The following is a 23,445-nucleotide window of genomic DNA, read 5'->3' as shown; positions in this document are numbered from 1 at the left end:
CACCATCCCTTCCATACAATCCAACCAATCAATAGATCAACTCTCAAGCCCATTGTCAATATATTTATTTCATGTACAGTATATTGTAAGTTAGTGAACACACATACATAATGAACACATCAAACAGAGTTGAGGGGCAACATGAATATTGGGTATGCAAGGGTAAGTACAATTGGACAGGATACAGCAATTCAAGAAGCCTCTTTAAGGGCTTTGGGATGTTCTATCCTATACATGGAAAACATATCAGGGAAGGATACTAACCGCCCTGAATTACAGCGTATGATTGATAATGTACAAGCTGGAGACGTGGTATATGTTACTAAGCTGGACAGACTTGCACGTAATACCAAAGATGCATTATTTATTGCTGACGCATTGAAAGATAAAGGCGTAGGGCTGGTATGTATGGATTTAGGGCAAACAGACATAAACTCTGACTTTGGGAGAATGATATACACGGTTATAGCTGCTGTGGGGGAGTTTGAGCGTAAGCGAATATTGCAGCGTACTCAGGAGGGGAGAGAGAAAGCTATGGCTAATGGTGTTAAGTTTGGAAAGCCTGTTGATGATGAATTACATACGAGTATTGTTGATTGCTGGAATAGAGGTATGAACAAGAAAGCTATAGCTGAACATATTGGATGTAGCCGCACTACCGTGTACAAGGTAATAGAGGGGATTTAATTTCGGCAGTAGTAGTATAAGAAACACTAGAACAATGCTCCTCTTTAAAAGCCACTTCTAAAAATAGCCCCCGAGATGGACAGACAAGCTGTCTTGCCGGGAAGGCATGAACAAGCTCAGGCTTGTGAATGCTCTTTCCATGCGTAACCAGCAAGCAATAGCTTGCGCTCTATTGACCTTTACAGCTTTGCTGCGTGTGAGGGCACGTTAGTGCCTCTCATGCCTTTTGATGATAGCATTCTTTGTTAGTCAGCACTTAAAAAGTGCAAAACCCCATTCCCCCAACTCTACTCGTAATTCTCCCTTCATTCACACCCCTTCTTTTATTTCCATCTCTATAATTTATATACAGCTATATGTAGTGTTATATACGCTTTGCATCGTACCGATGCTCAGCACATTGTATTAACAATGGCATGTATAATAGATTTATAGCTACGCTATTACTTACTGCTGCCGCATTAAAAATGCGAGGTATAATAGCACCCCGCAATTTTATTTAATCAGCCATTTTAGACACAAGATAATTACTAAAGGCGCTACATATCACCAGCATATAACGAGCTTCTTCTAATGTAGGCTCCTCACTATCATCTGTTAACGCGTGACGTATTCCACCTTGGTCACTTGTATACCCATATAGCTGTTGGAATGCTCGTTTCATTGCTGGATGAATATGTCCTTTATCCTCAATAGTTTTAAGGCAATCCCCAAGAGTCCCTTTCTCATTACCAGAGATCTTCTTGCATAATGATTCTATGGCAGAGATAGATTCTTTGATTGAGTTTCTATAATCAGGCTGCTCTCTATCTGCCATTAACTCTAGCGCTCTTGTGAAATGATTTTTAGCGGATTCCGTGTTATTAGCCAACGCTCCCTCAATACTTTCAATTTCCACTTCATCTGATATAGGCGTAATTAATCCATCGATTACCCTGTAGGCAACACCATATTTTCCAAAGGTATCATTAAGGGGGTCAGCTAAATCACAATTACGGTACTCTGAAACATACAAGAAAATAGACTCAATCAAATCAAATACTTTATACCACTGTTCTCCGTATATATAACGTTTTATAATGGTTAGCTGAGAATCTTGTCTCATCGTATCGGTGCTATAATTAGGAACGTGATCTGCAGGGTTGTTAAAATAATGAATCCATATTTTCTTTGAGCATATTGGCGCGATCAAACTCAAAAGACTGTTTCCGAAAACTTCCAAATATAAGCAATTCCAAATCGCCTTTCTAGTTTGGTCATTTAAGCCATACAACTGAAAAACATCCTCTACTTCAACATGCCCATATCTTTGAGAGAACGGCTTAACCATAAATAGCCTGCCTTTTTGCTGTGTTAGTTATGTAACGTTTACCGCCAGTTAAGTCCATCAATGATATGACATACAACGGACAGTGGGAAGGTGTGGATATACCTGCGCGTTATGCCTGTCCCCGTCTTCTCATGCCCTACTACTTGCTGCAAGTGAGTGATGTCATTCATCCATCCAGTGGCCGCTGTAACAACGCTATGTCTAAAGCTATGCACTATCCTCCGCTGGTTGTGGATGTCTCTGTATGGGATGTTAAGCTCTTCCCTGATATCTGACATCACCTTACCAATCTTAGCCATATTGGTTCCCGCTACTTCACTGAAAAGCTCCGTCTTCTTGCTTGCAGCAAAATCCAGAAAACCTAAATCAATAAGATGGTTATGGAGAGGAACCTCCCTCGCTGCGTTCTCAGTTTTTCCGTCCGTAATGAGTAGATAGTGACGATTACTATCATCGTCATATCTCACTTGTGATTTAGTGAGGGTGGCAATCTCTCCCCTTCTTGCTCCTGTATACGCAAGAAGCAGGATAATCCATTTGAGCCATTCAGGCTTGGCCTCTTCGATTGCATAACTGACAAAGCTCTTCATCTCACTGTTTGTATAAGCCCCATAGCGAGCGCTAGACGGCGGAGCTATGACACCATCTGTAGGGGATGCTGTAAGTACGTCCTTTTCTTCCTGCAAAAATGTTTTAAACAAAGATTTATAAATTTTTAAATGCTTGTGAATCGCCTCCGTCCCTATCAGGTGTTTCTCCGGCACATCACACGCAATGAGCTGTTTTATATTCATAGACCTGTAAGGCTGTATGACTCGCTTAGGGAGGCCTTCTACCACCTCCATCACCTGCTTTATGTCCCTCTTTGTGATGGTAGCTACATCCCTATCATCTCCAAGTATGGTTAATAACACTTCCATATAGCGCTCATTTGCAGAGTGGATAGCAGCAGTCCATCCCTTCCCCCGCTCATGTTTGTATTGCGCCCAAGCTTCTCCTAAATGCAGCCCCTTCTTTTGCTCTATCTGCTTCTCTGGAGGAAGGGAGAGCGGCATAGAGAGCGGGAAAGCTCTAGCTGCCCTTTCAAGCATTCGATTAGTGTTAAGCGCGTTAAGCTGGAGACAGAGAGCTTCTGGAGTTAACTGGCGATTCTTAACCTGAAGGATAAAAGGCATTAAAGCTATCATCAAAACACTGGCCTCACGATGGCTATCAGTGTTCAGAGAGCGCCTAAACATTTTCCCATCTGGAAGGCAAAACTGAATGTAGTAGATAGAGTCCCGAAGGAAGGTATAGCGGATACGTTTCGTAAGCAAAATCAACACTGCCTCTGTTACAGTTCATACAGGAAAATGAACAGAAGCTTATGTAACGCAATGAATTGTATAAAAAATTAACCCCCTACGCTGGCATTATCCAGATCAGGTGGTACGGGTATTTCTCAGCCTTCAACGAAGAAGGGCACCCCGAGTCAAAATAGTGAAATTGTTAAGCGTTGTGGAATTTACCGCAACTCACCGGTTCATACAACAAGCCTTTAGCCCTGCAACGACACCCGCGCGGCCATCATGCTCATCAAGCGACCGGGCGGGATTGCATTCCGCTGCTGGCGGGCGGAAAATGATGACATCATGCGCTATTTAGCCTACCGAGGATATACGCCATGGCCGTTTATCACCATGCGCTGGTACTGATTAACAGCAGTCAGGACGGCGTCCCGCTGCTCGAGCATGCCGCCAGAATGGCAGAAGAGAACGGCATGCGCATCACCATCGCCCACATCAGCACCGACTATCGGGCGCTGAACTATGTTTCCGACAGCCTGCGCGACGATCAGGTCTCGCAGGAGGTGATCCAGGCTAAGGCCCTGCTCAACGAGCTGGCCTGCACTGTCTCCCTGCCGGTTGAAACCCTCTCGCTGGTGACCACCCGCCGGTTTGAAGACGTGGAAACCTGCGTTCGGCAGCGGCAGATCGATTTAATTATTGCCGGGCACCATAATCGACTGCTGGGCGTCCTCTCCTCACACTCGCTGGAGTACATCAATCACTTAACCGCAGACGTGCTGATCAAGCACCTGCCCTAGCGCAATTCTCCCTGCAGCAGGGAAAAACAGGCTTCGATAAGCGGCGGCAGCGCCTGCGGGCCGCGCATCAGGGCCACCGTACGGGTCAGCGCCGGCTGCTGCAACTGGGCGACCTGGAGCGCCGGGTCCTGCAGATGGGTGGTGTACAGCGCCGGCAGAATGGCCACCGCTAAGCGCGAGCGCACCAGGCCATACAGGGTTTCGATATAGTCCACCTGGTAGCGGGTGGTCAGCGTCAGGCGATGGCTCTCCACTAATGCCGCCACCAGCCGTTGAATATTACCCTTCGAGAAGACGGCAATATCCCTCCCCACCAGCTGTTTCCACGGCAAGTGCGCCTGCGCGGCCAGCGGATCGTCACGGTGCAGCACCGCCACAAAGGGATCTTCGCGCAGCGGATAGACCAGCAGTTCAGCAGGCACTGAGCTGTCGATCGCCCCGATGCCGAAATCAATCTCGCCGCGCAGCAGCGCCTGGATAAGCGCATCGTTGGTCTGATCGTGAAATTCAATGCGCAGACGCGGAAAGGCCTGGGCCAGGGTCTGCGGCAGCAATGGGAACAGCAGCGAACTGACCGACGGCACCAGACCGATGCGCACTGTCCCGTCGCCGCCCGCCTCGACGATCTGCTGCATATCGAAAAAGGCCGCCTGCGCTACGCTGAGGATCCGCTGGGCGTGGGGTAAAATCGCCGCCCCCAGTTCAGTCAGGGTGACCGCCGAAGCGGTACGGTTGACCAGCTTGCCGCCGAGCACTGTTTCAATTTGCCGCAGCGCGCTGCTCAGCGCCGGCTGGCTAATCGCCAGCCGACTGGCGGTATCGGTAAAATGGCGCAGCTGGGCCAGAGTGACGAAATACTGAAGCTGTTTAAGAGAGAGCGCGGGCAGACGCTGCCAGGGTTCGTTCATTATCGGGTTCGCTACGGTGGTCCTGCACAATAACCCGAGCTTATCGGGTGATAAATTTATTCATCTGGGCAAACGTTTGCTGTGCCCCTAGAGTATCCGCATTATCCTTGTGCCGGAGTGGTTATGTCCAGCAATGCTCAAGTCCGTCGTCGCGCCGTGCAGGCCGCGCGCGGCGAATTCCCGTTTGATCTGCTGCTGGTCGAGGCGCAGATCGTCGATATGGCCACGGGCGAAATTCGCCCCGCTGACGTCGGTATCGTCGGCGAAATGATCGCCAGCGTCCACCCGCGCGGCAGCCGCACCGACGCCCATGAAGTACGTTCCCTGGCCGGTGGCTACCTGTCCCCCGGCCTGATGGACACCCACGTACACCTCGAAAGCTCGCACCTGCCGCCGGAGCGCTACGCGGAAATCGTCCTCACCCAGGGCACCACCGCGGTGTTCTGGGATCCGCATGAGCTGGCCAACGTCCTCGGCGTCGAGGGCGTGCGCTACGCGGTTGACGCCAGCCGCCATCTGCCGCTGCAGGTGATGGTCGCCGCGCCGTCCAGCGTCCCCTCCACGCCAGGTCTCGAAATGTCCGGCGCCGATTTCGCCGGCGCGGAGATGGAGACCATGCTCGGCTGGCCGGAAGTGCGCGGTGTGGCGGAAGTGATGGATATGCACGGCGTGCTGCACGGTAGCGAGCGGATGCAGGAGATTGTCCAGGCCGGTCTCAACAGCGGCAAACTGATTGAAGGCCACGCCCGCGGCCTGAGCGGCGCTGACCTGCAGGCCTACCTCGCCGCCGGCGTCACCTCCGATCATGAACTGACCTCGGCGGACGACGCGCTGGAAAAACTGCGCGCCGGTCTGACGATCGAGATCCGCGGCTCGCACCCCTATCTGCTGCCGGATATCGTCGCGGCGTTAAAAACGCTGCCGCACCTCTCCTCGCAAATCACCGTCTGCACCGATGACGTGCCGCCGGATATGCTGCTGGAGAAAGGCGGGATCATCGCCCTGCTTAACCTGCTGATCGAGCACGGTTTACCGGCGGTCGATGCGCTGCGATTCGCCACCCTCAACGCCGCTCTTCGCCTGCAGCGCCACGATCTCGGGCTGATTGCCGCCGGGCGGCGCGCGGATTTGGTGGTGTTTGATTCCCTGGAGAAACTGGTGGCCCGTGAAGTCTACGTTGGGGGGGAACGGCTGGCCCATGCCGGCCGCCTGCTGAAGCCGATCGCCCCCGCGCCGGGCGTGACGCCGCCGCGCGATACTTTGCCGATCGCCCCCCTCCGCGCCGATGACTTTGTTCTGCGCGTCCAGGGCATTCGTCACGGCGTCGCCCGCCTGCGTCATATCCGCGGCGCGCGCTTCACCCAGTGGGGCGAAGTGGAAGTGCAGGTTCGTGACGGGAAAGTCCAGCTGCCCGCCGGCTTCAGTCTGATCTGGGTTAAACACCGCCACGGCCGCCACCAGGCGACACCGCAAATCGCCCTGCTCGAAGGCTGGGGTGAGCTGCGCGGCGCCATCGCCACCAGCTACTCCCACGACTCGCACAATCTGGTGGTGCTCGGGCGCGACGCTGATGATATGGCGCTGGCGGCCAACCAGCTTATCGCCTCCGGCGGCGGGATGGCGCTGGCGCAACAGGGCGAGATCCTTGCCCATGTGGCAATGCCGATTGCCGGCATGCTGTCGGATCTCCCGGCCGCCGAGCTGGCGCGTCAGTTCCGCGAGCTGCGCGATCTGAGCAGCCAAGTCGCCGACTGGGAGCCACCGTACCGGGTGTTCAAGGCCATTGAAGGAACCTGCCTTGCCTGTAACGCCGGGCCGCATTTAACCGATTTGGGTCTGACCGACGGCGGCAGCCGTCAGATAGTCGACCCGTTGATAGCCTGCCGGGAGACCCCGGAGCCAACCGATCACAACAATAATCCTCAGGGAGCCTGAGCATGGCCGATAACACACTTCACTCATCCGCCCGCGCTAACTGGCTGGAGCGCCGCTTTGCGCTGCGCTCGCGCGGCGGTACGCTACGCACTGAATGCCTGGCCGGGATCACCGGCTTTCTCGCCGCCGCCTATTTACTGGTGGTCATCCCGGGGCTGCTGGCGATCGGCGGGATGGACAAAGGCGCCGCCACCACCGGCACCATTCTGGTCTTCGTCGTCGGCTCTCTGCTGATGGCGTTTTATGCCAACCTGCCGTTTATCGTCGGCCCGGGGATTGGCGGCTCGGTGCTGGTGGGAGTGACGCTGGCCGGTAGCGAAGGGATTGGCTGGCAGACTGGCCTCGGGATTGCCTGCTGGTCGGGGATCCTCTTCTTCCTGCTGACCCGCTTTGGCCTGCGCGAAGTGGTCACCCGCTCGGTACCGCAGTCGATCAAGCTTGGGCTCACCGCCTCCATCGGCCTGTTTGTCGCCGTCCTCGGCTTTCGCAATGCCGGGCTGGTGCTGGCCAATGCGAAAACCAACGCGCTGATGCTCGGCGACTTTCTCGCCCCCGGCGCGCTGGTGGCGCTGTGCGGCCTGTTCCTGGCGATAGCCCTGCAGGCGCGTAAGGTTCCGGGCGCGATTTTGTGGGCCATTCTGTGCGCCACGCTGGTGGGCATCCCCTTCGGCGTCACCCATTTGCCGACAAGTTTTATCGACGTTCCCCATTCGCTAACCCCGGTGCTGGGGCAGGTTGACCTGTTGGGGGCGTTAAACATCGCCTTCCTGCCGTTCCTGTTCGTCTTTTTCGCTTCTGAGTTTTTCTCCACCATGGGAACGACGCTGGCGGTGGGCGGCGAGGCGGGGCTGCTGGATGAAGAAGGCAACATGCCGCAGATTAATCGCCCGTTTATGGTCGATTCGATTGCCGCCGCGCTCGGCCCATGGGTGGGCATCCCGGCGGCGACGGCACTGATTGAGTCTTCGGCGGCAGCGGAAGCCGGCGGCAAAACCGGCCTCACCGCCCTGTCGGCGGCGGTAATGTTCCTGCTGATGCTGCTGTTCACGCCGGTGGCGTTGATGATCCCGAAAGAAGCCACCGCCCCAGCGCTGATCCTGATTGGCCTGAACATGTTCAGCGGCCTGCGCAAAGTGGATCTTGGCAACTTCACCGACGGGCTGCCGGTGCTGATGATGGTGATGATCACCCTTATCGCCAACAGCTTCGGCACCGGGATTGCCGGCGGGCTGCTGTTTTACATTGTGATCAAGGCTATCGCCGGCAAGTGGCGGGAAATCCCGATTGGCCTGTGGGTGCTGGCTGTCCCGCTGGTGTATTACTTCGCGACCTTAGTCAGGCATTAAGCCCTTCACAATGTGATTTCACCTCTTCATATAACAAACGCACCGCGGCAGAGAGCTGTTTGCGGTGCGGGCAAATCAGATTCAACGGCACCACATCCCCCTGATAACGCGGTAGCAGGCGCCGCAGGCGCCCCGCCCGCAGATCGTCGCTGACGTCGAGCATCGATTTATAGGCAATGCCCTCCCCAGCCACCGCCAGCCGACGGATCACCTCGGCGTCGTCGCTCATCACCGTGCCGGAGACCTTCTGCTGCTGAACCACGCCGTCGAGGCTCAGCGACCAGCGGTCGAACGGACGGCCGCGCAAAATGTAGATCAACGCATTGTGCTGGCTGAGCTCCTCGAGGGTCTGCGGTTCGCCGTGGCGGGCGATCCACTCAGGCGAGGCCACCAGCACCCGACGATTTTCCGGCGCCACCGGCAGCGAGATAAACGAGGCATCGTCGTTATTGCCATAGCGAAACGCGACGTCCACCGGATCTTTAAACACGTCGGTCAGCTGGTCGGAAAAGAGCAACCGCAAACGCAGCGCCGGGTGGCGTTGGCGGAAATCACGGAACAGGGTCAGGAGCAGGTTACGCCCGAGGTCCGACGGCACGGCAATCTGCAACATGCCGCGAACTTCATCGTCCGGGGTCTGGATCTTCTGCAGACCGGCCTCGAGGGTATCGAGCATCTGGGTGGCGTAGGGCAGCCAGGTCTCCCCCTCCGGCGTCAGGCGCAGGCTGCGGGTCGAACGGGCAAACAGGCGAATATTGAGGATCGTCTCCAGACGCTTAATCGCCGCGCTGACCTGCGCCGGCTGCTGCCCGGATTCACGCGCCGCATCGCTAAAACTGCCCAGTGCCGCGGCGCGGACAAATAAGGTCAGATCTTCCAGCCTGAACATGCCGATTCTCCCCTGCTTCAGATTGCTCCCAAAATACGCATCACCGTCGCTGCAACGCAAGCGGCGCAAGACTTGTGCCGTGTTTTGCTTACACTTTTTAAAAATCCAGTGCTTGCCATTTCAGCAACGCATCAGGAATGATACGAGGCTGCTAATTTGAGTCCAGGTAATAATGAGGAAATTATGCGTAAAACAAAAATGATGCTTCTGGGCGTACTTCTTGCCACCGCTGGCGCCAGCTGGACGGCTACTGCCGCGGGGATCGATCAGTATGCGCTGAAAGAGTTCACTGCCGATTTCACCCAGTTTCACATCGGCGACACCGTTCCGGCGATGTACCTCACCCCGGAATACAACATCAAACAGTGGCAGCAGCGTAACCTGCCTGCACCTGACGCCGGCAGCCACTGGACCTACATGGGCGGTAACTACGTGCTGATCACCGATACCGAAGGCAAAATTCTCAAAGTGTACGATGGCGAGATCTTCTATCATCGCTGATCCGCGCAACCTCCACGTCCGCCCCGGCGAGCCAGCGGACTCTCCGGCGCTGCGCCAGATCTTCCTGCGGGCGCGCAGTTTATCGTGGACCTGGCTTCCCGCCGCGGCGTGGCGGCTGGAGGATTTCGATGCCGCCACCGCGGATGAACAACTGTGGGTCGCGGAATGCGACGGCCAGCCGGTGGGCTTTGCCGCCGTATGGACCGCCGATAATTTCCTTCACCATCTGTTTGTCGACCCCGACTGGCAGGGCAAACATATCGGCAGCGCGCTGCTGGCGCAGGTCGAACGGAGCTTTACCGCCAGCGGAACGCTGAAATGCCTGATGGAAAATAAAAACGCCCTGCGCTTCTACCAGCGTCATGGCTGGACCATCGAAGCACAGGGCGCGTCGCCCGAGGGCAGATACTGGCTGATGCGCTCGCCGCGGCCTTAAACGGCGCGGAAGGCAATCTCACCCGGGATCACTTCTCCCTGCCAGTACATCTGGGCCGCCACCCGGCCCGCCAGCTGGCGGTAGATGTCGGTAAATTCGCTGTCCGGACGCGCCACCACCGTCGGCGTGCCGTTATCCAGATCTTCCCGCAGCGTAATATGCAGCGGCAGCTGACCCAGCAGCTGGGTGTGGTATTTCTCGGCCAGTTTTTGCGCGCCGCCGGTGCCGAAGATAGGCTCGTGGTGCCCGCAGTTGCTGCAGATATGCATGCTCATGTTTTCCACGATCCCCAGCACCGGCACTTCCACTTTCTCGAACATCACGATGCCTTTTTTGGCGTCGATCAGCGCGATGTCCTGCGGCGTGGTGACCACCACCGCACCGGTCACCGGAATGTTCTGCGCCAGGGTCAGCTGGATGTCGCCGGTGCCCGGCGGCATATCCAGCACCAGGTAATCAAGATCCGGCCACAGGGTCTCCTGCAGCATCTGCATCAGCGCCTTGCTGGCCATCGGACCACGCCAGACCATGGCGTTGTCGTCAGTCACCAGGTAGCCGATAGAGTTGGTGGCCAGGCCATACTTGATGATCGGCGCCATATGGGTGCCGTCCGGTGAGGTCGGGCGACTGTCTTCGGCGCCCAGCATGGTCGGAATCGACGGACCGTAGATATCGGCATCAAGAATGCCCACCTTCGCCCCTTCCGCCGCCAGGGCCAGCGCCAGGTTTACGGCAGTAGAAGATTTACCGACGCCGCCTTTGCCGGAGCTGATGGCGATAATGTTCTTCACGCCGTTGACCCCGGGCTGGTTTTTCACGCGCTTGAGGGTCGCGATGCTGTGGGTCAGCTTCCAGTCGATGGCCTTCGCGCCAGTGATGCGCAGCAGCTCGGCGCTGCACTGCTCTTTCAGCACTTCGAAGGCGCTGCTCCAGACGAACGGCATCTGCAGCTCAATATGAACGGTATCGTCCAGCCAGGCGACATGGTGCAGCGCCTTGAGGGCGGTGAGATTATGCTTCAGGGTTGGGTGCTGGAAATTGGCCAGCGTCCCGGCGACCATCGCACGTAGGCGCTCAGGGGATTTGGCCTGGGATTGCGAATTCATCCCGACTCCTTTGTTGTTTTGAGATGCTTTCAGTAATCACAGAGTTTATCACAGCTAACGATTATCCATATATGGGCAGCCATTTATGGCGCACCCACAGCCCTTTTGGTAATATCGGAAGCCCTTTTTACAACAGAAGATGTAATGCTCACTATGACTCAAGTCGCGAAGAAAATTCTGGTAACGTGCGCCCTGCCGTACGCCAACGGCTCCATCCACCTCGGCCACATGCTGGAGCACATCCAGGCTGATGTCTGGGTCCGTTACCAGCGAATGCGCGGCCACGAGGTCAACTTCATCTGCGCCGACGACGCCCACGGCACGCCGATCATGCTCAAAGCGCAGCAGCTCGGTATCACACCGGAGCAGATGATTGGCGAGATGAGTCAGGAGCATCAGACCGATTTTGCCGGCTTCGACATCAGCTATGATAACTATCACTCGACGCACAGCGACGAGAACCGCGAGCTGTCGGAGCTTATCTACACCCGTCTGAAAGAGAACGGTTTTATTAAAAACCGCACCATCTCTCAGCTCTACGATCCGGAAAAAGGTATGTTCCTGCCGGACCGTTTTGTGAAAGGCACCTGTCCGAAGTGCAAATCTCCGGACCAGTATGGCGATAACTGCGAAGTGTGCGGCGCGACCTACAGCCCCACCGAACTTATCGACCCGAAATCGGTGGTCTCCGGCGCTACGCCGGTGATGCGTGACTCCGAGCACTTCTTCTTCGACCTGCCGTCGTTCAGCGAAATGCTGCAGGCGTGGACCCGCAGCGGCGCGCTGCAGGAGCAGGTAGCGAACAAAATGCAGGAGTGGTTCGAATCCGGCCTGCAGCAGTGGGACATCTCCCGCAATGCGCCGTACTTCGGCTTCGAAATTCCCAACGCGCCGGGCAAATATTTCTACGTCTGGCTGGACGCGCCGATCGGCTACATGGGCTCCTTCAAGAACCTGTGCGACAAGCGCGGCGACACCACCAGCTTCGACGAATACTGGAAGAAAGACTCCACGGCCGAGCTGTATCACTTTATCGGCAAGGACATTGTCTACTTCCACAGCCTGTTCTGGCCGGCGATGCTGGAAGGCAGCAACTTCCGTAAGCCGACTAACCTGTTCGTGCACGGCTACGTGACGGTTAACGGCGCGAAGATGTCCAAGTCGCGCGGGACCTTTATCAAGGCCAGCACCTGGTTAAATCATTTCGACGCTGACAGCCTGCGCTACTACTACACCGCCAAGCTCTCCTCGCGCATCGATGACATCGACCTGAACCTGGAAGATTTCGTGCAGCGCGTGAACGCGGATATCGTCAACAAGGTGGTTAACCTCGCCTCACGCAACGCCGGCTTTATCAGCAAGCGTTTCGACGGTGTGCTGGCCGCTGAGCTGGCCGACCCGGCGCTGTATAAAACCTTCACCGACGCGGCAGAAAGCATCGGTGAAGCATGGGACAGCCGCGAGTTCGGTAAGGCAATCCGCGAAATCATGGCCCTCGCCGACGTGGCTAACCGCTACGTCGACGAGCAGGCGCCGTGGGTGGTGGCGAAACAGGAAGGCCGCGACGCCGACCTGCAGGCCATCTGCACCATGGGCCTGAACATGTTCCGCGTGCTGATGACCTGGCTGAAGCCGGTGCTGCCGCAGCTGGCGGCGCGTGCGGAGGCATTCCTCAACAGCGAACTGAGCTGGGATGCCATTCAGCAGCCGCTGCTGGCGCATAAGGTCAATCCGTTCAAGGCGCTGTATAACCGCATCGAGATGAAACAGGTGGAAGCCCTGGTGGAAGCCTCTAAAGAAGAGGTGAAAGCCACCGTGGCGCCGGTCACCGGTCCGCTGGCGGACGATCCGATTCAGGAGACCATCACCTTTGACGATTTCGCCAAAATCGATCTGCGCGTGGCGCTGATTGAAAACGCGGAATTCGTCGAGGGCTCCGACAAGCTGCTGCGCCTGACGCTGGATCTCGGCGGCGAAAAACGTAACGTCTTCTCCGGCATCCGCTCCGCTTACCCGGATCCGCAGCCGCTGATTGGCCGCCTGACGGTGATGGTCGCCAACCTGGCGCCACGCAAAATGCGCTTCGGCATCTCCGAGGGCATGGTGATGGCCGCCGGCCCTGGCGGGAAGGATATCTTCCTGTTAAGCCCTGACGACGGTGCGAAGCCGGGTCAGCAGGTGAAATAACAAAAAAGCCGGAGAGTATCTCCGGCCTTTTTTTGCCCGGCGGCGCTACGTTTGCACGGGCCTACGGGTTTTGTCGGCCGGGTAAGGCGAAGCCGCCACCCGGCTAAACATCACGCCTTCGGGTGATGCACCCGGTGGGTCAACCCGCGCAGGAAGTTGCGCATAAACTGATCCCCGCACTCGCGGTAGTTTTTATGCTCCGGGGCGCGCATCATGGCGGTGATTTCCGGCACCGACACCCGGTATTTCTGCTCGCTCATGATCGCCTGGATATCGTCTGTTTTCAGCGAGAAGGCGATCCGCAGCTTTTTCAGCACCGTGTTGTTATTCACCCGACGCTCCAGCGCCAGCTCCGGCGCCGAATCATCTTTGCCGCGCTTGTCATAGATAAGGCCGTTGAGGAAACCCGACAGGATAATATCCGGGCAGCGGACAAAACCCTCTTCATCCTCTTTCGTCATCCAGGTATCGAAGCTGGCGGCGGTGGATTCCATATCGGCAAGCGCAAGAATGCGCACCATATCGTTATTATTGGCTTTCAGGGTGTAGCGCAGGCTACGAAGAATATCATTACTGAGCATGAGTGCCTTTTACTGTCGATGTTGCAATGGGGCGCAGTGTAGCAGTTTTACAGGCCAATCGCTTCTTTCAGGCTTTTTAAATAGCGCCGGCTCACCGGCACCGTTTGCCCGGCGCGCATCAGCAGCTCCGCCTGGCCGTTCTCTTCCAGGCGAATCTCCTTCAGGTGCGCCATATTCACCAGATACTGGCGATGGCAGCGCAGCAGCGGCGTGCGGCTCTCGAGGGTGCGCAGGGTCAGCTCGGTAAAGCCCTCTTTTCCCTCGCGATCGGTCACGTAGATGCCGCTCATCCGGCTGCTGACGAAGGCCACATCCTCCATCTGCAGCAGCCAGATACGGCTGTGGCCGGTACAGGGAATGTATTTCAGCGTCTGCCGGGCATCATCCAGCAGCGACACGTCCTGCAGGCTGCGCTCCTGACGCAGGCGGGCCAGGGTTTTCTCCAGCCGCACGGCCTCAATCGGCTTGAGCAGATAGTCAAAAGCGTGCTCCTCAAAGGCTTTCACCGCGTACTCATCAAAAGCGGTGAGAAACACGATATAGGGGCGATGCTCCGGGTCGAGCATCCCGACCATCTCCAGACCGCTGATGCGCGGCATCTGGATGTCGAGAAACAGCACGTCAGGGCGCAGCTTATGTACTGCGCCAATCGCCTCCACCGCGTTGCCGCACTCGCCGACGATCTCGATATCGCGCTGAGTCTCCAGCAAAATACGCAGGTTTTCCCGCGCCAGCGGCTCATCATCGACGATCAATACTCTCAGCATGCATTCTCCTCCAGGGGCAGACGTAGGGTGACACGGGTAAAGCGCTCCGGCTCGCAGGTGACGCTGATGCCGCAGTCGGCGCCAAAACGCGCCCGCAGACGCCTGTCCACCAGATTCATCCCCAGTCCGCTGGCCTGGGGGTTGGCCCGGTACAGCCCGGCGTTATCTTCGATATCCAGCTGCAGCCAGCGATCGTCCTGGCTGGCGCGGATGGTAATTTCGCCGACGCCAAGATGTTGCGATGTACCATGCTTAATGGCGTTCTCCACGATCGGCTGCAGGGTGAAAGCGGGCAGCTGGTGATGCGCCAGCCCCTCGGGCACCGCCATCTGGATCTGCAGGTTAGCCTGAAAGCGGGCCTTCTCAATCTGCAGATAGGCGTTAACATGCTCGATCTCATCGGCAAGCGTGACAATTTCCGTCGGCCGTTTCAGGTTCTTACGAAAGAAGGTCGACAGATACTGCACCAGCTGGCCGGCCTGATCGCTGTCGCGGCGGATCACCGCCTTCAGCGTGTTAAGCGCGTTAAACAGGAAGTGCGGGTTGACCTGGGCGTGCAGGAGCTTGATTTCAGATTGCGTCAGCAGCGCCTTCTGCCGCTCGTACTGTCCGGCGAGGATCTGCGCCGACAGCAGCTGAGCAATCCCCTCCCCGAGGGTGCGGTTGATCGAACTGAACAGGCGATTTTTCGCCTCATACAGTTTAATGGTGCCTATCACCCGCTGGTTCTCACCGCGCAGGGGGATCACCAGCGTCGACCCCAGCTTACAGTGCGGATGAATCGAGCAGCGGTAAGGCACCTCGTTGCCATCGGCATAGACCACCTCCCCGGTCTCAATCGCCCGTTGCGTATACGAGGAGGAGATAGGCTTGCCCGGAAGATGGTGATCGTCGCCGATGCCGGTAAACGCCAGCAGCTTGTCGCGATCGGTGATCGCCACCGCGCCGATATCCAGCTCCTGGATCAGCACCTGGGCCACCTTCATGCTGTTCTCTTCGTTGAATCCCTGACGCAGGATCCCCTCGGTCGACGCCGCCACCTTCAGCGCCGTGGCGGAAAAGGCGGAGGTGTATTTCTCGAACATCGCCCGTTTATCCAGCAGAATCCGCATAAACAGCGCCGCACCGACGGTATTGGTGACCATCATCGGCGCAGCAATGCTCTGCACCAGATGCAGGGCGTCCTGGAACGGGCGGGCAATCAGCAGAATGATCATCATCTGCACCAGCTCGGCCACGAAGGTGATCGCCCCGGCGGTCAGCGGGCTAAAGACCTTGTCCGGCCGGCCGCGTTTGACCAGCACGCTGTGCACCAGCCCGCCCAGCAGCCCCTCAACGATGGTGGAGACCATGCAGCTTAAGGCGGTCATTCCCCCCAGCGAGTAGCGGTGCAGGCCGCCGGTCAGCCCCACCAGCCCGCCGACCACCGGGCCGCCGAGCAGGCCGCCCATCACGGCGCCGATGGCGCGGGTGTTGGCGATGGAGTCTTCGATATGCAGACCGAAATAGGTCCCCATAATGCAAAAAATGGAGAAGGTGACGTAGCACAGCAGCTTGTGCGGCAGGCGAACGGTGACTTGCATCAGGGGGATAAACAGCCGGGTTTTGCTCATCAACCACGCGATGACCAAAAATACGCACATCTGCTGAAGCAGCAGCAACACCAGATCAAATTCGTACATACCCGCAAACCACACATGCCTGAAAGCGCGTACCATACCCTGCCTGGCGAAAACTTTCTTTGAAGCCCTGCATAAAAATGAAAAATGACGGACAGGATCACACTTTTTTCCGGCGCGTTGCGCAGCAAACGCGGCAAAAACCCCGGCGCGGCGCGCTAAACCGCAATTAATGTTTCATTAACACCTGCGCTTCACCGTATAATCCCCCTGTTAACATCAGGAGCCTATTATGAAGCCAGCGAAAATCGCGGTCGTCACCCTCTTCTTACTTATGGCCATCGGCGGGATCAGCGGCGTAATGCTGGCCGGCTATTCCTTTATTGTGCGTGGCGGTGTCGGCTGATCCAGCGGGTCAGACGCTCAAACGCGCGGTCGACGATAATCGCCGCCAGCGCCACCAGCAGCGCCCCCTGAACAATATAGGCGGTATTAAAGCCGCTCAGGCCGATGATGATCGGCGTCCCGAGCGTACTGGCCCCCACCGTCGAAGCAATGGTCGCGGTACCAATATTGACGATGACCGAGGTGCGGATCCCCGCCAGTATTACCGGGCCCGCCAGCGGTAGCTCCACCTTATACAGACGCTGCCAGCCGGTCATTCCCATCCCTTCGGCCACCCCTGACACCCCCGACGGTATCGACCCCAGCCCGGCCAGCGTCCCCTGCAGCACCGGCAGTATGCCATACAGCGCGAGGGCGATGAGCGCGGGCAGCCAGCCAAATCCCAGCACCGGCACCGCCATCGCCAGCACCGCCACCGGCGGAAAGGTCTGCCCGATAGCGGCGATGGTCTCCACCAGCGGGCGAAACGCGCTGCCGGCGGGCCGGGTGACTGCGATCCCGGCCGCCAGGCCCACAGCGGTTGCCGCGAGACTGGACGCCACCACCAGCCAGCCGTGATCGAGGGTTAGCGCCCAGAAGCTCTCCTGCTGATAGACCGGCCGCGGCAGCTCCGGGAACAGCCGACTGAACAGCGGCGCGCTGTAGGGCAGCCCTACCAGCAGGCCGATAAACAGCACGATAAGCCACCACAGCGGCTCACGAAGCGCCTTCATGGCTCGCCTCCTGGCGCAGCAGATCGGCAAAATGCAGCGTGCCGCAGGGCCTGCCTTCGGCATCGACCACCGGCAGCGCCTCGCAGCGCCGGGCGACAAACTGCGACAGCGCTTCCCGCAGGGTCATGGTGACGGTCAGCCCCTCGCCCGCCAGCCGTTCGCCGGGACGCAAATAGTCCCCCACCTCGCGCAGCGACAGCAGGCGCACGCCCAGCTCGCTGCGGCCAAAAAAGGTCTGCACAAAGCTATTTTTCGGCCGCAGGAGCATCTCCAGCGGCGCCCCCTGCTGGACCACCTCGCCCCCGTCCATCAGCACCAGGTGGTCCGCCAGACGCAGCGCTTCGTCAATATCATGGGTCACCAGCACAATCGTCCGCCCCAGCAGCCGGTGGATGCGCAGCATCTCCTGCTGCAGCGCCTCGCGGGTCACCGGGTCGAGGGCGCCGAAGGGCTCATCCATCAACAGCACCTCCGGATCCGCCGCCAGCGCCCGGGCCACCCCCACCCGCTGCTGCTGGCCGCCGGAGAGCTGATGCGGGTAGCGGTCGCGCAGCGTCGCCTCCAGCCCTAACAACGCCATCAGCTCGTCGACCCGGTCGGCGATCCTCGCCCGCGGCCATTTTTGCAGCTGCGGCACAGTGGCGATATTCTGCGCCACCGTCCAGTGCGGAAACAGGCCGATGGACTGGATGGCATAGCCCATCCGCCGCCGCAGGGTCAGGACCGGCTGCTGACGGATGTCCTCGCCGGCAAAACGAATAGTGCCCCGGTCCGGCTCCAGCAGGCGGTTGATCATCTTCAGCGTCGTCGACTTGCCCGAGCCGGAGGTCCCCACCAGCACCGAGAAGGCGCCTTCGCGCAGCTCCAGGGTCAGGTCCTTCACCGCCGGGTGGCCGGCAAACACTTTGCTGACCCCTTCAAACTCAATCATTGGCCTCTCCTTTTAGCCAGGCGCCCCACAGGGCGAACAGGGCATCCACCACCACCGCCAGGGCAATGGTCGGCACCACGCCCAGCAGCACCAGATCCAGCGCACTGCTCAGCAGCCCCTGAAACACCAGCGCGCCAAAGCCGCCGGCGCCGATCAGCGCGGCCACTACCGCCATGCCGACGGTTTGCACGCTGACCACCCGCAGGCTGCGCAGCAGCACCGGCATCGCCAGCGGAAGCTGCACCTGACGAAAGCGCTGCCCGGCGCTCATGCCCATCGCCGTCGCGCTCTCCAGGGCGTCCTGCGGCACCTGCTGCAGGCCGGTCACCACCCCGCGCACCAGCGGCAGCAGCGCATACAAAGTCAGGGCGATCAGGGCCGGCGCCATGCCGGTCCCGGAGACGCCCAGCTCGCCCAGCGCCGGGAAATAGCGCGCCAGACCGGCAAGTGGTGCAATCAGCAGGCCGAACAGCGCCACCGACGGGATAGTCTGGATCACATTGAGCACGGTGAAGGCCGGCGCCTGCCAGCGCGGACGTCGCCACAGCCATACCCCCAGCGGCAGGCCAATGAGCAGGCCCGGCAGCAGGGTGCCGAACAGCAAAAGCAGATGCTGGCGCAGGGCGTCGTCAAATACCTCCTGACGGTTGGCATACTCCTTCAGCAGAGAGAGCTGATCGAGCGCCCCGGTAGCAAGCAGGATGATGGGCAACAGCCAGACTTGCGCATTAAGCAGCCAGCGCCACAGCGGCCGGACGGTAAGATGACGGATGGCCTCGCTGGCCAGCAGCAGACAAAGCGCCAGCGACAGCCACAGGCCGCTGCCGGGCGAGGTGCGCGCCAGCGGCGAGCCGTGCCGGGAGAGCTCAAGCGCCGCCTGTCCGCTGCCCCAGATAAGCAGCGGGAAGAGCAGTTCGGCCAGCAGCAGGTGAAGAAGCGGCACGGCCCTGCCTGGCAACCAGCAAAGCAGCATCCCGGCAAGGACTGCCGCCATCTGAACGCCGGCGAGCCAGGGCATCACCTGCCACAGCCCGCGCCCTTCGCCGGAGAGTAAGCGATTCGGCGCGTAAGTAATAAACGGCAGCGCCAGCGTAACCAGCAGCAGACCTGTCAGCAGCAGGCCGACGCGGTGAGTACAGCGAATGGTCACCGGTGGCTTACTTCAGCAGGCCTTTCTGCTGCAGATAATCTGCCGCCACGCGCTTCGCATCCTGGCCTTCCACCGCAATACGGGCGTTCAGCTGCTGCAAGGTTTTTTCATCGAGGCTGGCAAAGACCGGCTTCAGCCAGTCGGCGATCTGCGGATAGGCTTTGAGCACTGCCTCACGCACCACCGGCGTCGGGGCATAAATCGGCTGCACGCCCTGCGGGTCGCTCAGCGTCTGTAACCCCAGCGCCGCGACCGGGCCGTCAGTGCCGTAGGCCATCGCCGCGTTTACGCCCGAGGTCTGCTGCGCCGCCGCTTTGATGGTCACCGCCGTATCGCCCCCGGCCAGCGACAACAGTTGGTTCTGGTTGAGGTTGAAGCCATACGCTTTTTCAAACGCCGGCAGCGCGTCCGGGCGCTCAATAAACTCCGCCGAGGCCGCCAGCTTAAATTCGCCGCCCTGCTTCAGGTAGCGACTGAGGTCGGCCAGCGAGGTCAGGTGATTTTTCTCCGCCAGGTCCTGGCGCACGGCGATAGTCCAGGTATTGTTGGCCGGCGCCGGGGTGAGCCATACCAGCTGATGTTTCTCCTGATCGAGGCGCTTCACCTTCTCATAGCCCTGTTGGGCATGCTTCCACGCCGGGTCGTTTTCATCTTTGAAGAAGAAGGCGCCATTGCCGGTATATTCCGGATAGATATCCAGCTCGCCGGCGACAATCGCCCCGCGCACCACCGGCGTGGTGCCGAGCTGGATTTTATTAATCGTTTTTACGCCGTGGCTTTCCAGCACCTGCTGGATCATATTGCCCAGCAGCGCGCCTTCGGTATCAATTTTCGAGCCGACCTTCACCGGCTCCGCCGCCTGCAGCGGTAAACTTATCAGGGCGGCCAGCGCCAGCGCACCGGACCATTTCATTGCCATCTTCATCCCGCTTCCCTCAGTTCTTTTGCGCTTCGCTTACAGAAGCTTAAGAGAAAAGCGTAGTCCATTTGCTGGCGATACGAAAAAGAAAAGGCCGATTAATCGGCCTTTAACGTGTCACGTTGAGCTTAAGGGCTATTCCTTACAACAGTTCAAACTCGCTCTGCTTCACGCGGGCGGAGTCCACGCCGATAAAGACATTGAATTTGCCCGGCTCAGCAACGTATTTCATCTGCTGGTTCCAGAACTTCAGCGCGTCGACGTCAATCGGGAAGCTGACGGTTTGCGTTTCGCCCGGCTTGAGGTTGACCTTTTTAAAGCCGCGCAGCATTTTCACCGGCCGGCTCATGGAGGCAGTGACGTCCTGCAGATACAGCTGAATGACCGTTGCCCCTTCGCGTTTGCCGGTGTTGGTCACCTGCACGCTGGCGGTCACGCTGCCGTCGCGCGGCAGGGTGGCTGACGACATGGTGACATCGGAGACGCTAAAGGTGGTGTAGCTGAGGCCGTAACCAAACGGATACAGCGGGCCGTTGGCTTCATCGAAGTAACGCGAGGTGTACTTGTTCGGTTTCTCCGGATTATACGGCCGGCCGGTATTCAGGTGGCTGTAGTAGGTTGGGATCTGCCCCACCGAGCGCGGGAAAGACATCGGCAGTTTGCCCGACGGGTTATAGTCGCCAAACAGCACGTCGGCGATGGCGTGACCGCCTTCAGTGCCGGCAAACCAGGTCTCCAGCAGCGCATCGGCTTGCTGATCCTCTTTCACCAGCGCCAGCGGACGGCCGTTCATCAGCACCAGCACCAGCGGTTTGCCGGTGGCTTTGAGGGCGGCAATCAGATTGCGCTGGCTCTGCGGCAGGGTGATGTCGGTCCGGCTGGAGGCCTCATGCGCCATGCCCTGCGCTTCGCCCACCACGGCAACCACCACGTCGGATTGCTTCGCCGCCGCGACGGCTTCGTCGATCATTTCCTGCGGCGAGCGCGGGTCAACCTGCACCGCGTTCTCATACAGGTTAAGGAAATCGACGATGCCTTTATCGTCAGTGACGTTCGCCCCTTTGGCGTAAATCACTTTACCGTTATCACCCAGCGCTTCTTTGATGCCGGTCAGGACGGTCACCGACTGGTCGGCCACCCCGGCCGCGGACCAACTGCCCATCATGTCGCGTTTGCTGTCCGCCAGCGTGCCAATCACCGCGATGGTGCCGGATTTTTTCAGCGGCAGCGTATCGAGACGGTTTTTCAGCAGTACCAGGCTTTCGCGGGCCACTTCGCGCGCCTCTTTGCGATGCAGGCGGCTTTCCGCGTTGGTGTCCTGCGGGTCAGAATCTTTTGGTCCCAGGTGGCTGTAAGGATCGTTGAACAGCCCCATGTCATATTTGACGTTGAGCACATGACGGGTGGCGTCATCCAGCTCGGCCATGGTCACCTTGCCAGACTTCACCAGCCCCGGCAGGTACTTGCTGTAATACTCGTCACTCATGCTCATGTTGATGCCGGACTTAAGCGCCACGCGCACCGCGTCTTCCGGGTCGGAGGCCACGCCGTGCTTAATCAACTCTTTGATGGCGCCGTGGTCGGAGACCGTGATGCCTTTAAAGCCCCACTGGTCGCGCAGGACGTCTTTCAGCAGCCAGGAATCAGCAGTCGCCGGGGTGCCGTTCAGCGAGTTCAGGGCCACCATCACCGCGCCGCTGCCGGCATCAAGCCCGGCTTTGTACGGCGGCATATAGTCGTTGAACAGGCGCTGCGGGCTCATGTCGACCGTGTTGTACTCTTTCCCGCCCTCCACCGCGCCGTAGGCGGCGAAGTGCTTGACGCTGGTCATCACCGAATAGCGATCCGCCGGGCTCTTGCCCTGCATCGACTCCACCATCGCCTGGCCCATCATCGTGGTCAGATACGTGTCTTCCCCGAACCCTTCGGAAGCGCGTCCCCAGCGCGGGTCGCGGGAGACGTCGACCATCGGCGCCCAGGTCATGTTCAGGCCGTCATCGGCGGCTTCATAAGCTGACACGCGGCCCACGGTCTTCACGGCGTCAAGGTTAAACGATGAGGCCAGGCCGAGGCTTATCGGGAACACGGTGCGCTGACCGTGCAGCACATCGTAGGCAAAGAACAATGGGATCTTCAGGCGGCTAAGCTGCATCACCTGATCCTGCATCACGCGGATATCCGGCCGGGTGACGGTGTTAAAAATCGCCCCCACCTGACCGTTTTTGATCATTTCGCGGATCGCCTCTTTCGGGTTATCCGGGCCAACGCTTATCAGACGCAGCTGGCCGATTTTCTCGTCTACCGTCATTTTTTTCAGCAGATCGGTGACAAAGGCATCCCGCGCCTGCGGGGTCAGAGGGTGGTTACCAAACAGTTCATCCGCCAGCGCGGGTTGCAGCGCCAGACTCACGGCGACGCCTACAGTGCAGAGCCATTTCATTGTTATCTCGCTTTTTCTCAGACGGGGACTCGGTAAAACATAATAAAAACCGCAGTTTGCCATATATATAAACAACGCGCCCGCAGAATGCTAAGGTTCTTCTCTGATTTTTGCGAAACATTCATGCATCAAATTGTCATACAAAGCGCTATGCTTATCCTCGATATTTCGCGCACCACCACAAGGAGTGGAACATGTCATCTGCACCCACTAATACCCATAAAACGTTTCTGGCGGATCTGGCGCGCCTGGTTGGCCCTTCGCATCTGCTGACCGACCCGGCAAAAACCCAACGCTACCGCAAAGGCTTCCGCTCCGGTCAGGGCGAGGCGCTGGCGGTTGTCTTTCCCGGCACCCTGCTGGAACTCTGGCGCGTGCTTAACGCCTGCGTAGACGCCGATAAAATTATTCTGATGCAGGCGGCCAACACCGGCCTGACCGAAGGTTCGACCCCCAACGGCAATGATTACGATCGCGAGATCGTGATTATCAGCACTCTGCGCCTGGAT

The 23,445-nt window shown here is 58.4% G+C and carries 21 protein-coding genes, 1 pseudogene and 1 riboswitch; of the genes and pseudogenes, 9 read left to right on the top strand and 13 right to left on the bottom strand.

Features of this window, described 5'->3' with window-relative positions; all coding sequences use genetic code 11:
- Positions 1–141: 141 nt before the first annotated feature.
- Positions 142–687, top strand: a complete 546-nt coding sequence (locus tag CW267_RS23810) for a recombinase family protein (protein ID WP_100781293.1) — start codon at positions 142–144, stop codon at positions 685–687.
- A 499-nt stretch (positions 688–1,186) separates the two neighbouring features.
- Here CW267_RS23810 and CW267_RS23805 read toward each other — a convergent pair whose 3' ends face one another.
- Positions 1,187–2,017 (bottom strand): AbiJ-NTD4 domain-containing protein, encoded by an 831-nt coding sequence (locus CW267_RS23805; protein WP_100781292.1) that lies wholly within the window; start codon positions 2,015–2,017, stop codon positions 1,187–1,189.
- Between the two features lie 38 nt (positions 2,018–2,055).
- Complete coding sequence (locus CW267_RS23800; RefSeq protein ID WP_413773662.1) at positions 2,056–3,204, bottom strand: tyrosine-type recombinase/integrase; 1,149 nt, start codon at positions 3,202–3,204, stop codon at positions 2,056–2,058.
- 195 nt (positions 3,205–3,399) lie between these two features.
- Positions 3,400–3,496, bottom strand: a riboswitch (TPP riboswitch).
- A gap of 184 nt (positions 3,497–3,680) precedes the next feature.
- On the opposite strand from CW267_RS23800, the gene CW267_RS23795 reads away from it, so the two are divergent.
- Positions 3,681–4,103, top strand: a complete 423-nt coding sequence (locus CW267_RS23795; RefSeq protein ID WP_012541051.1) for a universal stress protein — start codon at positions 3,681–3,683, stop codon at positions 4,101–4,103.
- Here the strand turns inward: CW267_RS23795 and CW267_RS23790 are convergent.
- Positions 4,100–5,014, bottom strand: a complete 915-nt coding sequence (locus CW267_RS23790; protein WP_074195595.1) for a LysR family transcriptional regulator — start codon at positions 5,012–5,014, stop codon at positions 4,100–4,102. The two genes, CW267_RS23795 and CW267_RS23790, sit on opposite strands and share 4 nt — an antisense overlap.
- A gap of 120 nt (positions 5,015–5,134) precedes the next feature.
- Here CW267_RS23790 and CW267_RS23785 point away from each other — a divergent pair, with 120 nt between their 5' ends.
- Together CW267_RS23785 and CW267_RS23780 are read left to right on the top strand one after the other, a co-directional pair.
- Positions 5,135–6,946, top strand: coding sequence for an adenine deaminase (locus tag CW267_RS23785; RefSeq protein WP_100781291.1), 1,812 nt, complete (start codon positions 5,135–5,137; stop codon positions 6,944–6,946).
- 2 nt (positions 6,947–6,948) lie between these two features.
- Complete coding sequence (locus CW267_RS23780) at positions 6,949–8,292, top strand: NCS2 family permease (RefSeq protein ID WP_004180600.1); 1,344 nt, start codon at positions 6,949–6,951, stop codon at positions 8,290–8,292.
- Here CW267_RS23780 and CW267_RS23775 read toward each other — a convergent pair.
- Complete coding sequence (locus CW267_RS23775; protein WP_023323022.1) at positions 8,282–9,181, bottom strand: LysR family transcriptional regulator; 900 nt, start codon at positions 9,179–9,181, stop codon at positions 8,282–8,284. The two genes, CW267_RS23780 and CW267_RS23775, sit on opposite strands and share 11 nt — an antisense overlap.
- A 183-nt stretch (positions 9,182–9,364) precedes the next feature.
- On the opposite strand from CW267_RS23775, the gene CW267_RS23770 reads away from it, so the two are divergent.
- Both CW267_RS23770 and CW267_RS23765 read left to right on the top strand, forming a co-directional pair.
- On the top strand, positions 9,365–9,682 hold the full coding sequence (locus tag CW267_RS23770) for an RcnB family protein (RefSeq protein ID WP_002912749.1): 318 nt from the start codon (positions 9,365–9,367) through the stop codon (positions 9,680–9,682).
- A complete protein-coding gene (locus CW267_RS23765) occupies positions 9,657–10,118 on the top strand; it encodes a GNAT family N-acetyltransferase (protein ID WP_008804055.1) in 462 nt (153 codons plus the stop codon). The genes CW267_RS23770 and CW267_RS23765 overlap by 26 nt, the downstream gene beginning before the upstream one ends.
- On the opposite strand, the gene apbC is transcribed toward CW267_RS23765, so the two are convergent.
- Entirely contained in the window at positions 10,115–11,224 is a 1,110-nt protein-coding gene (gene apbC / locus CW267_RS23760) for an iron-sulfur cluster carrier protein ApbC (protein WP_008804054.1), read from the bottom strand. The two genes, CW267_RS23765 and apbC, sit on opposite strands and share 4 nt — an antisense overlap.
- A 153-nt stretch (positions 11,225–11,377) precedes the next feature.
- Here apbC and metG point away from each other — a divergent pair, with 153 nt between their 5' ends.
- Positions 11,378–13,411, top strand: a complete 2,034-nt coding sequence (metG, locus tag CW267_RS23755) for a methionine--tRNA ligase (protein ID WP_100781290.1) — start codon at positions 11,378–11,380, stop codon at positions 13,409–13,411.
- A 110-nt stretch (positions 13,412–13,521) separates the two neighbouring features.
- Here the strand turns inward: metG and CW267_RS23750 are convergent, their stop codons facing one another.
- From CW267_RS23750 to CW267_RS23740, 3 genes are read right to left on the bottom strand one after another with little or no spacing between them, the layout of a single operon-like run.
- Positions 13,522–13,992 (bottom strand): DUF1456 family protein, encoded by a 471-nt coding sequence (locus CW267_RS23750; RefSeq protein ID WP_008804053.1) that lies wholly within the window; start codon positions 13,990–13,992, stop codon positions 13,522–13,524.
- A 47-nt stretch (positions 13,993–14,039) separates the two neighbouring features.
- On the bottom strand, positions 14,040–14,759 hold the full coding sequence (gene btsR, locus CW267_RS23745; RefSeq protein ID WP_008804052.1) for a two-component system response regulator BtsR: 720 nt from the start codon (positions 14,757–14,759) through the stop codon (positions 14,040–14,042).
- Positions 14,753–16,441, bottom strand: coding sequence for a sensor histidine kinase (locus CW267_RS23740; protein ID WP_002912760.1), 1,689 nt, complete (start codon positions 16,439–16,441; stop codon positions 14,753–14,755). The genes btsR and CW267_RS23740 overlap by 7 nt, the downstream gene beginning before the upstream one ends.
- 229 nt (positions 16,442–16,670) lie before the next feature.
- On the opposite strand from CW267_RS23740, the gene CW267_RS23735 reads away from it, so the two are divergent.
- Positions 16,671–16,784 carry a protein YohO gene (locus CW267_RS23735; RefSeq protein ID WP_002912762.1) on the top strand — a complete coding sequence of 38 codons (114 nt, stop codon included), beginning with the start codon at positions 16,671–16,673 and terminating at the stop codon, positions 16,782–16,784.
- On the opposite strand, the gene CW267_RS23730 is transcribed toward CW267_RS23735, so the two are convergent.
- The 5 genes from CW267_RS23730 to bglX form a co-directional block, all read right to left on the bottom strand.
- Positions 16,759–17,496 (bottom strand): ABC transporter permease, encoded by a 738-nt coding sequence (locus CW267_RS23730; RefSeq protein WP_032730818.1) that lies wholly within the window; start codon positions 17,494–17,496, stop codon positions 16,759–16,761. The two genes, CW267_RS23735 and CW267_RS23730, sit on opposite strands and share 26 nt — an antisense overlap.
- A complete protein-coding gene (locus tag CW267_RS23725) occupies positions 17,480–18,427 on the bottom strand; it encodes an ABC transporter ATP-binding protein (protein ID WP_008804050.1) in 948 nt (315 codons plus the stop codon). The genes CW267_RS23730 and CW267_RS23725 overlap by 17 nt, the downstream gene beginning before the upstream one ends.
- Positions 18,420–19,577, bottom strand: coding sequence for an ABC transporter permease (locus tag CW267_RS23720; RefSeq protein ID WP_044649915.1), 1,158 nt, complete (start codon positions 19,575–19,577; stop codon positions 18,420–18,422). Before CW267_RS23720 ends, CW267_RS23725 begins: the two co-directional genes overlap by 8 nt.
- A 7-nt stretch (positions 19,578–19,584) precedes the next feature.
- Positions 19,585–20,502 (bottom strand): ABC transporter substrate-binding protein, encoded by a 918-nt coding sequence (locus tag CW267_RS23715; protein WP_008804048.1) that lies wholly within the window; start codon positions 20,500–20,502, stop codon positions 19,585–19,587.
- 136 nt (positions 20,503–20,638) lie between these two features.
- A complete protein-coding gene (bglX, locus tag CW267_RS23710) occupies positions 20,639–22,936 on the bottom strand; it encodes a beta-glucosidase BglX (protein ID WP_023340540.1) in 2,298 nt (765 codons plus the stop codon).
- 194 nt (positions 22,937–23,130) lie between these two features.
- Between bglX and CW267_RS23705 the strand changes: the two are divergent.
- Positions 23,131–23,445, top strand: a pseudogene (locus CW267_RS23705) (D-lactate dehydrogenase); the annotation flags it as partial.

Source organism: Klebsiella sp. X1-16S-Nf21, from assembly GCF_002837615.1.
GTDB classification, from domain to species: domain Bacteria; phylum Pseudomonadota; class Gammaproteobacteria; order Enterobacterales; family Enterobacteriaceae; genus Klebsiella; species Klebsiella variicola.
This window is presented reverse-complemented; position numbering and strand designations above follow the sequence as displayed.

Bases quoted from the DNA above. Each gene is read 5' to 3' on its own strand.
- btsR (WP_008804052.1), bottom strand. From the start codon at position 14,759: ATGCTGAGAGTATTGATCGTCGATGATGAGCCGCTGGCGCGGGAAAAC.
- CW267_RS23715 (WP_008804048.1), bottom strand. From the start codon at position 20,502: ATGAAGATGGCAATGAAATGGTCCGGTGCGCTGGCGCTGGCCGCCCTG.
- CW267_RS23810 (WP_100781293.1), top strand. From the start codon at position 142: ATGAATATTGGGTATGCAAGGGTAAGTACAATTGGACAGGATACAGCA.
- CW267_RS23775 (WP_023323022.1), bottom strand. From the start codon at position 9,181: ATGTTCAGGCTGGAAGATCTGACCTTATTTGTCCGCGCCGCGGCACTG.
- CW267_RS23785 (WP_100781291.1), top strand. From the start codon at position 5,135: ATGTCCAGCAATGCTCAAGTCCGTCGTCGCGCCGTGCAGGCCGCGCGC.
- CW267_RS23730 (WP_032730818.1), bottom strand. From the start codon at position 17,496: ATGAAGGCGCTTCGTGAGCCGCTGTGGTGGCTTATCGTGCTGTTTATC.
- CW267_RS23770 (WP_002912749.1), top strand. From the start codon at position 9,365: ATGCGTAAAACAAAAATGATGCTTCTGGGCGTACTTCTTGCCACCGCT.
- metG (WP_100781290.1), top strand. From the start codon at position 11,378: ATGACTCAAGTCGCGAAGAAAATTCTGGTAACGTGCGCCCTGCCGTAC.
- CW267_RS23735 (WP_002912762.1), top strand. From the start codon at position 16,671: ATGAAGCCAGCGAAAATCGCGGTCGTCACCCTCTTCTTACTTATGGCC.
- CW267_RS23750 (WP_008804053.1), bottom strand. From the start codon at position 13,992: ATGCTCAGTAATGATATTCTTCGTAGCCTGCGCTACACCCTGAAAGCC.
- CW267_RS23780 (WP_004180600.1), top strand. From the start codon at position 6,949: ATGGCCGATAACACACTTCACTCATCCGCCCGCGCTAACTGGCTGGAG.
- CW267_RS23795 (WP_012541051.1), top strand. From the start codon at position 3,681: ATGGCCGTTTATCACCATGCGCTGGTACTGATTAACAGCAGTCAGGAC.
- CW267_RS23765 (WP_008804055.1), top strand. From the start codon at position 9,657: ATGGCGAGATCTTCTATCATCGCTGATCCGCGCAACCTCCACGTCCGC.
- CW267_RS23800 (WP_413773662.1), bottom strand. From the start codon at position 3,204: ATGATAGCTTTAATGCCTTTTATCCTTCAGGTTAAGAATCGCCAGTTA.
- CW267_RS23740 (WP_002912760.1), bottom strand. From the start codon at position 16,441: ATGTACGAATTTGATCTGGTGTTGCTGCTGCTTCAGCAGATGTGCGTA.
- apbC (WP_008804054.1), bottom strand. From the start codon at position 11,224: ATGAATTCGCAATCCCAGGCCAAATCCCCTGAGCGCCTACGTGCGATG.
- bglX (WP_023340540.1), bottom strand. From the start codon at position 22,936: ATGAAATGGCTCTGCACTGTAGGCGTCGCCGTGAGTCTGGCGCTGCAA.
- CW267_RS23805 (WP_100781292.1), bottom strand. From the start codon at position 2,017: ATGGTTAAGCCGTTCTCTCAAAGATATGGGCATGTTGAAGTAGAGGAT.
- CW267_RS23725 (WP_008804050.1), bottom strand. From the start codon at position 18,427: ATGATTGAGTTTGAAGGGGTCAGCAAAGTGTTTGCCGGCCACCCGGCG.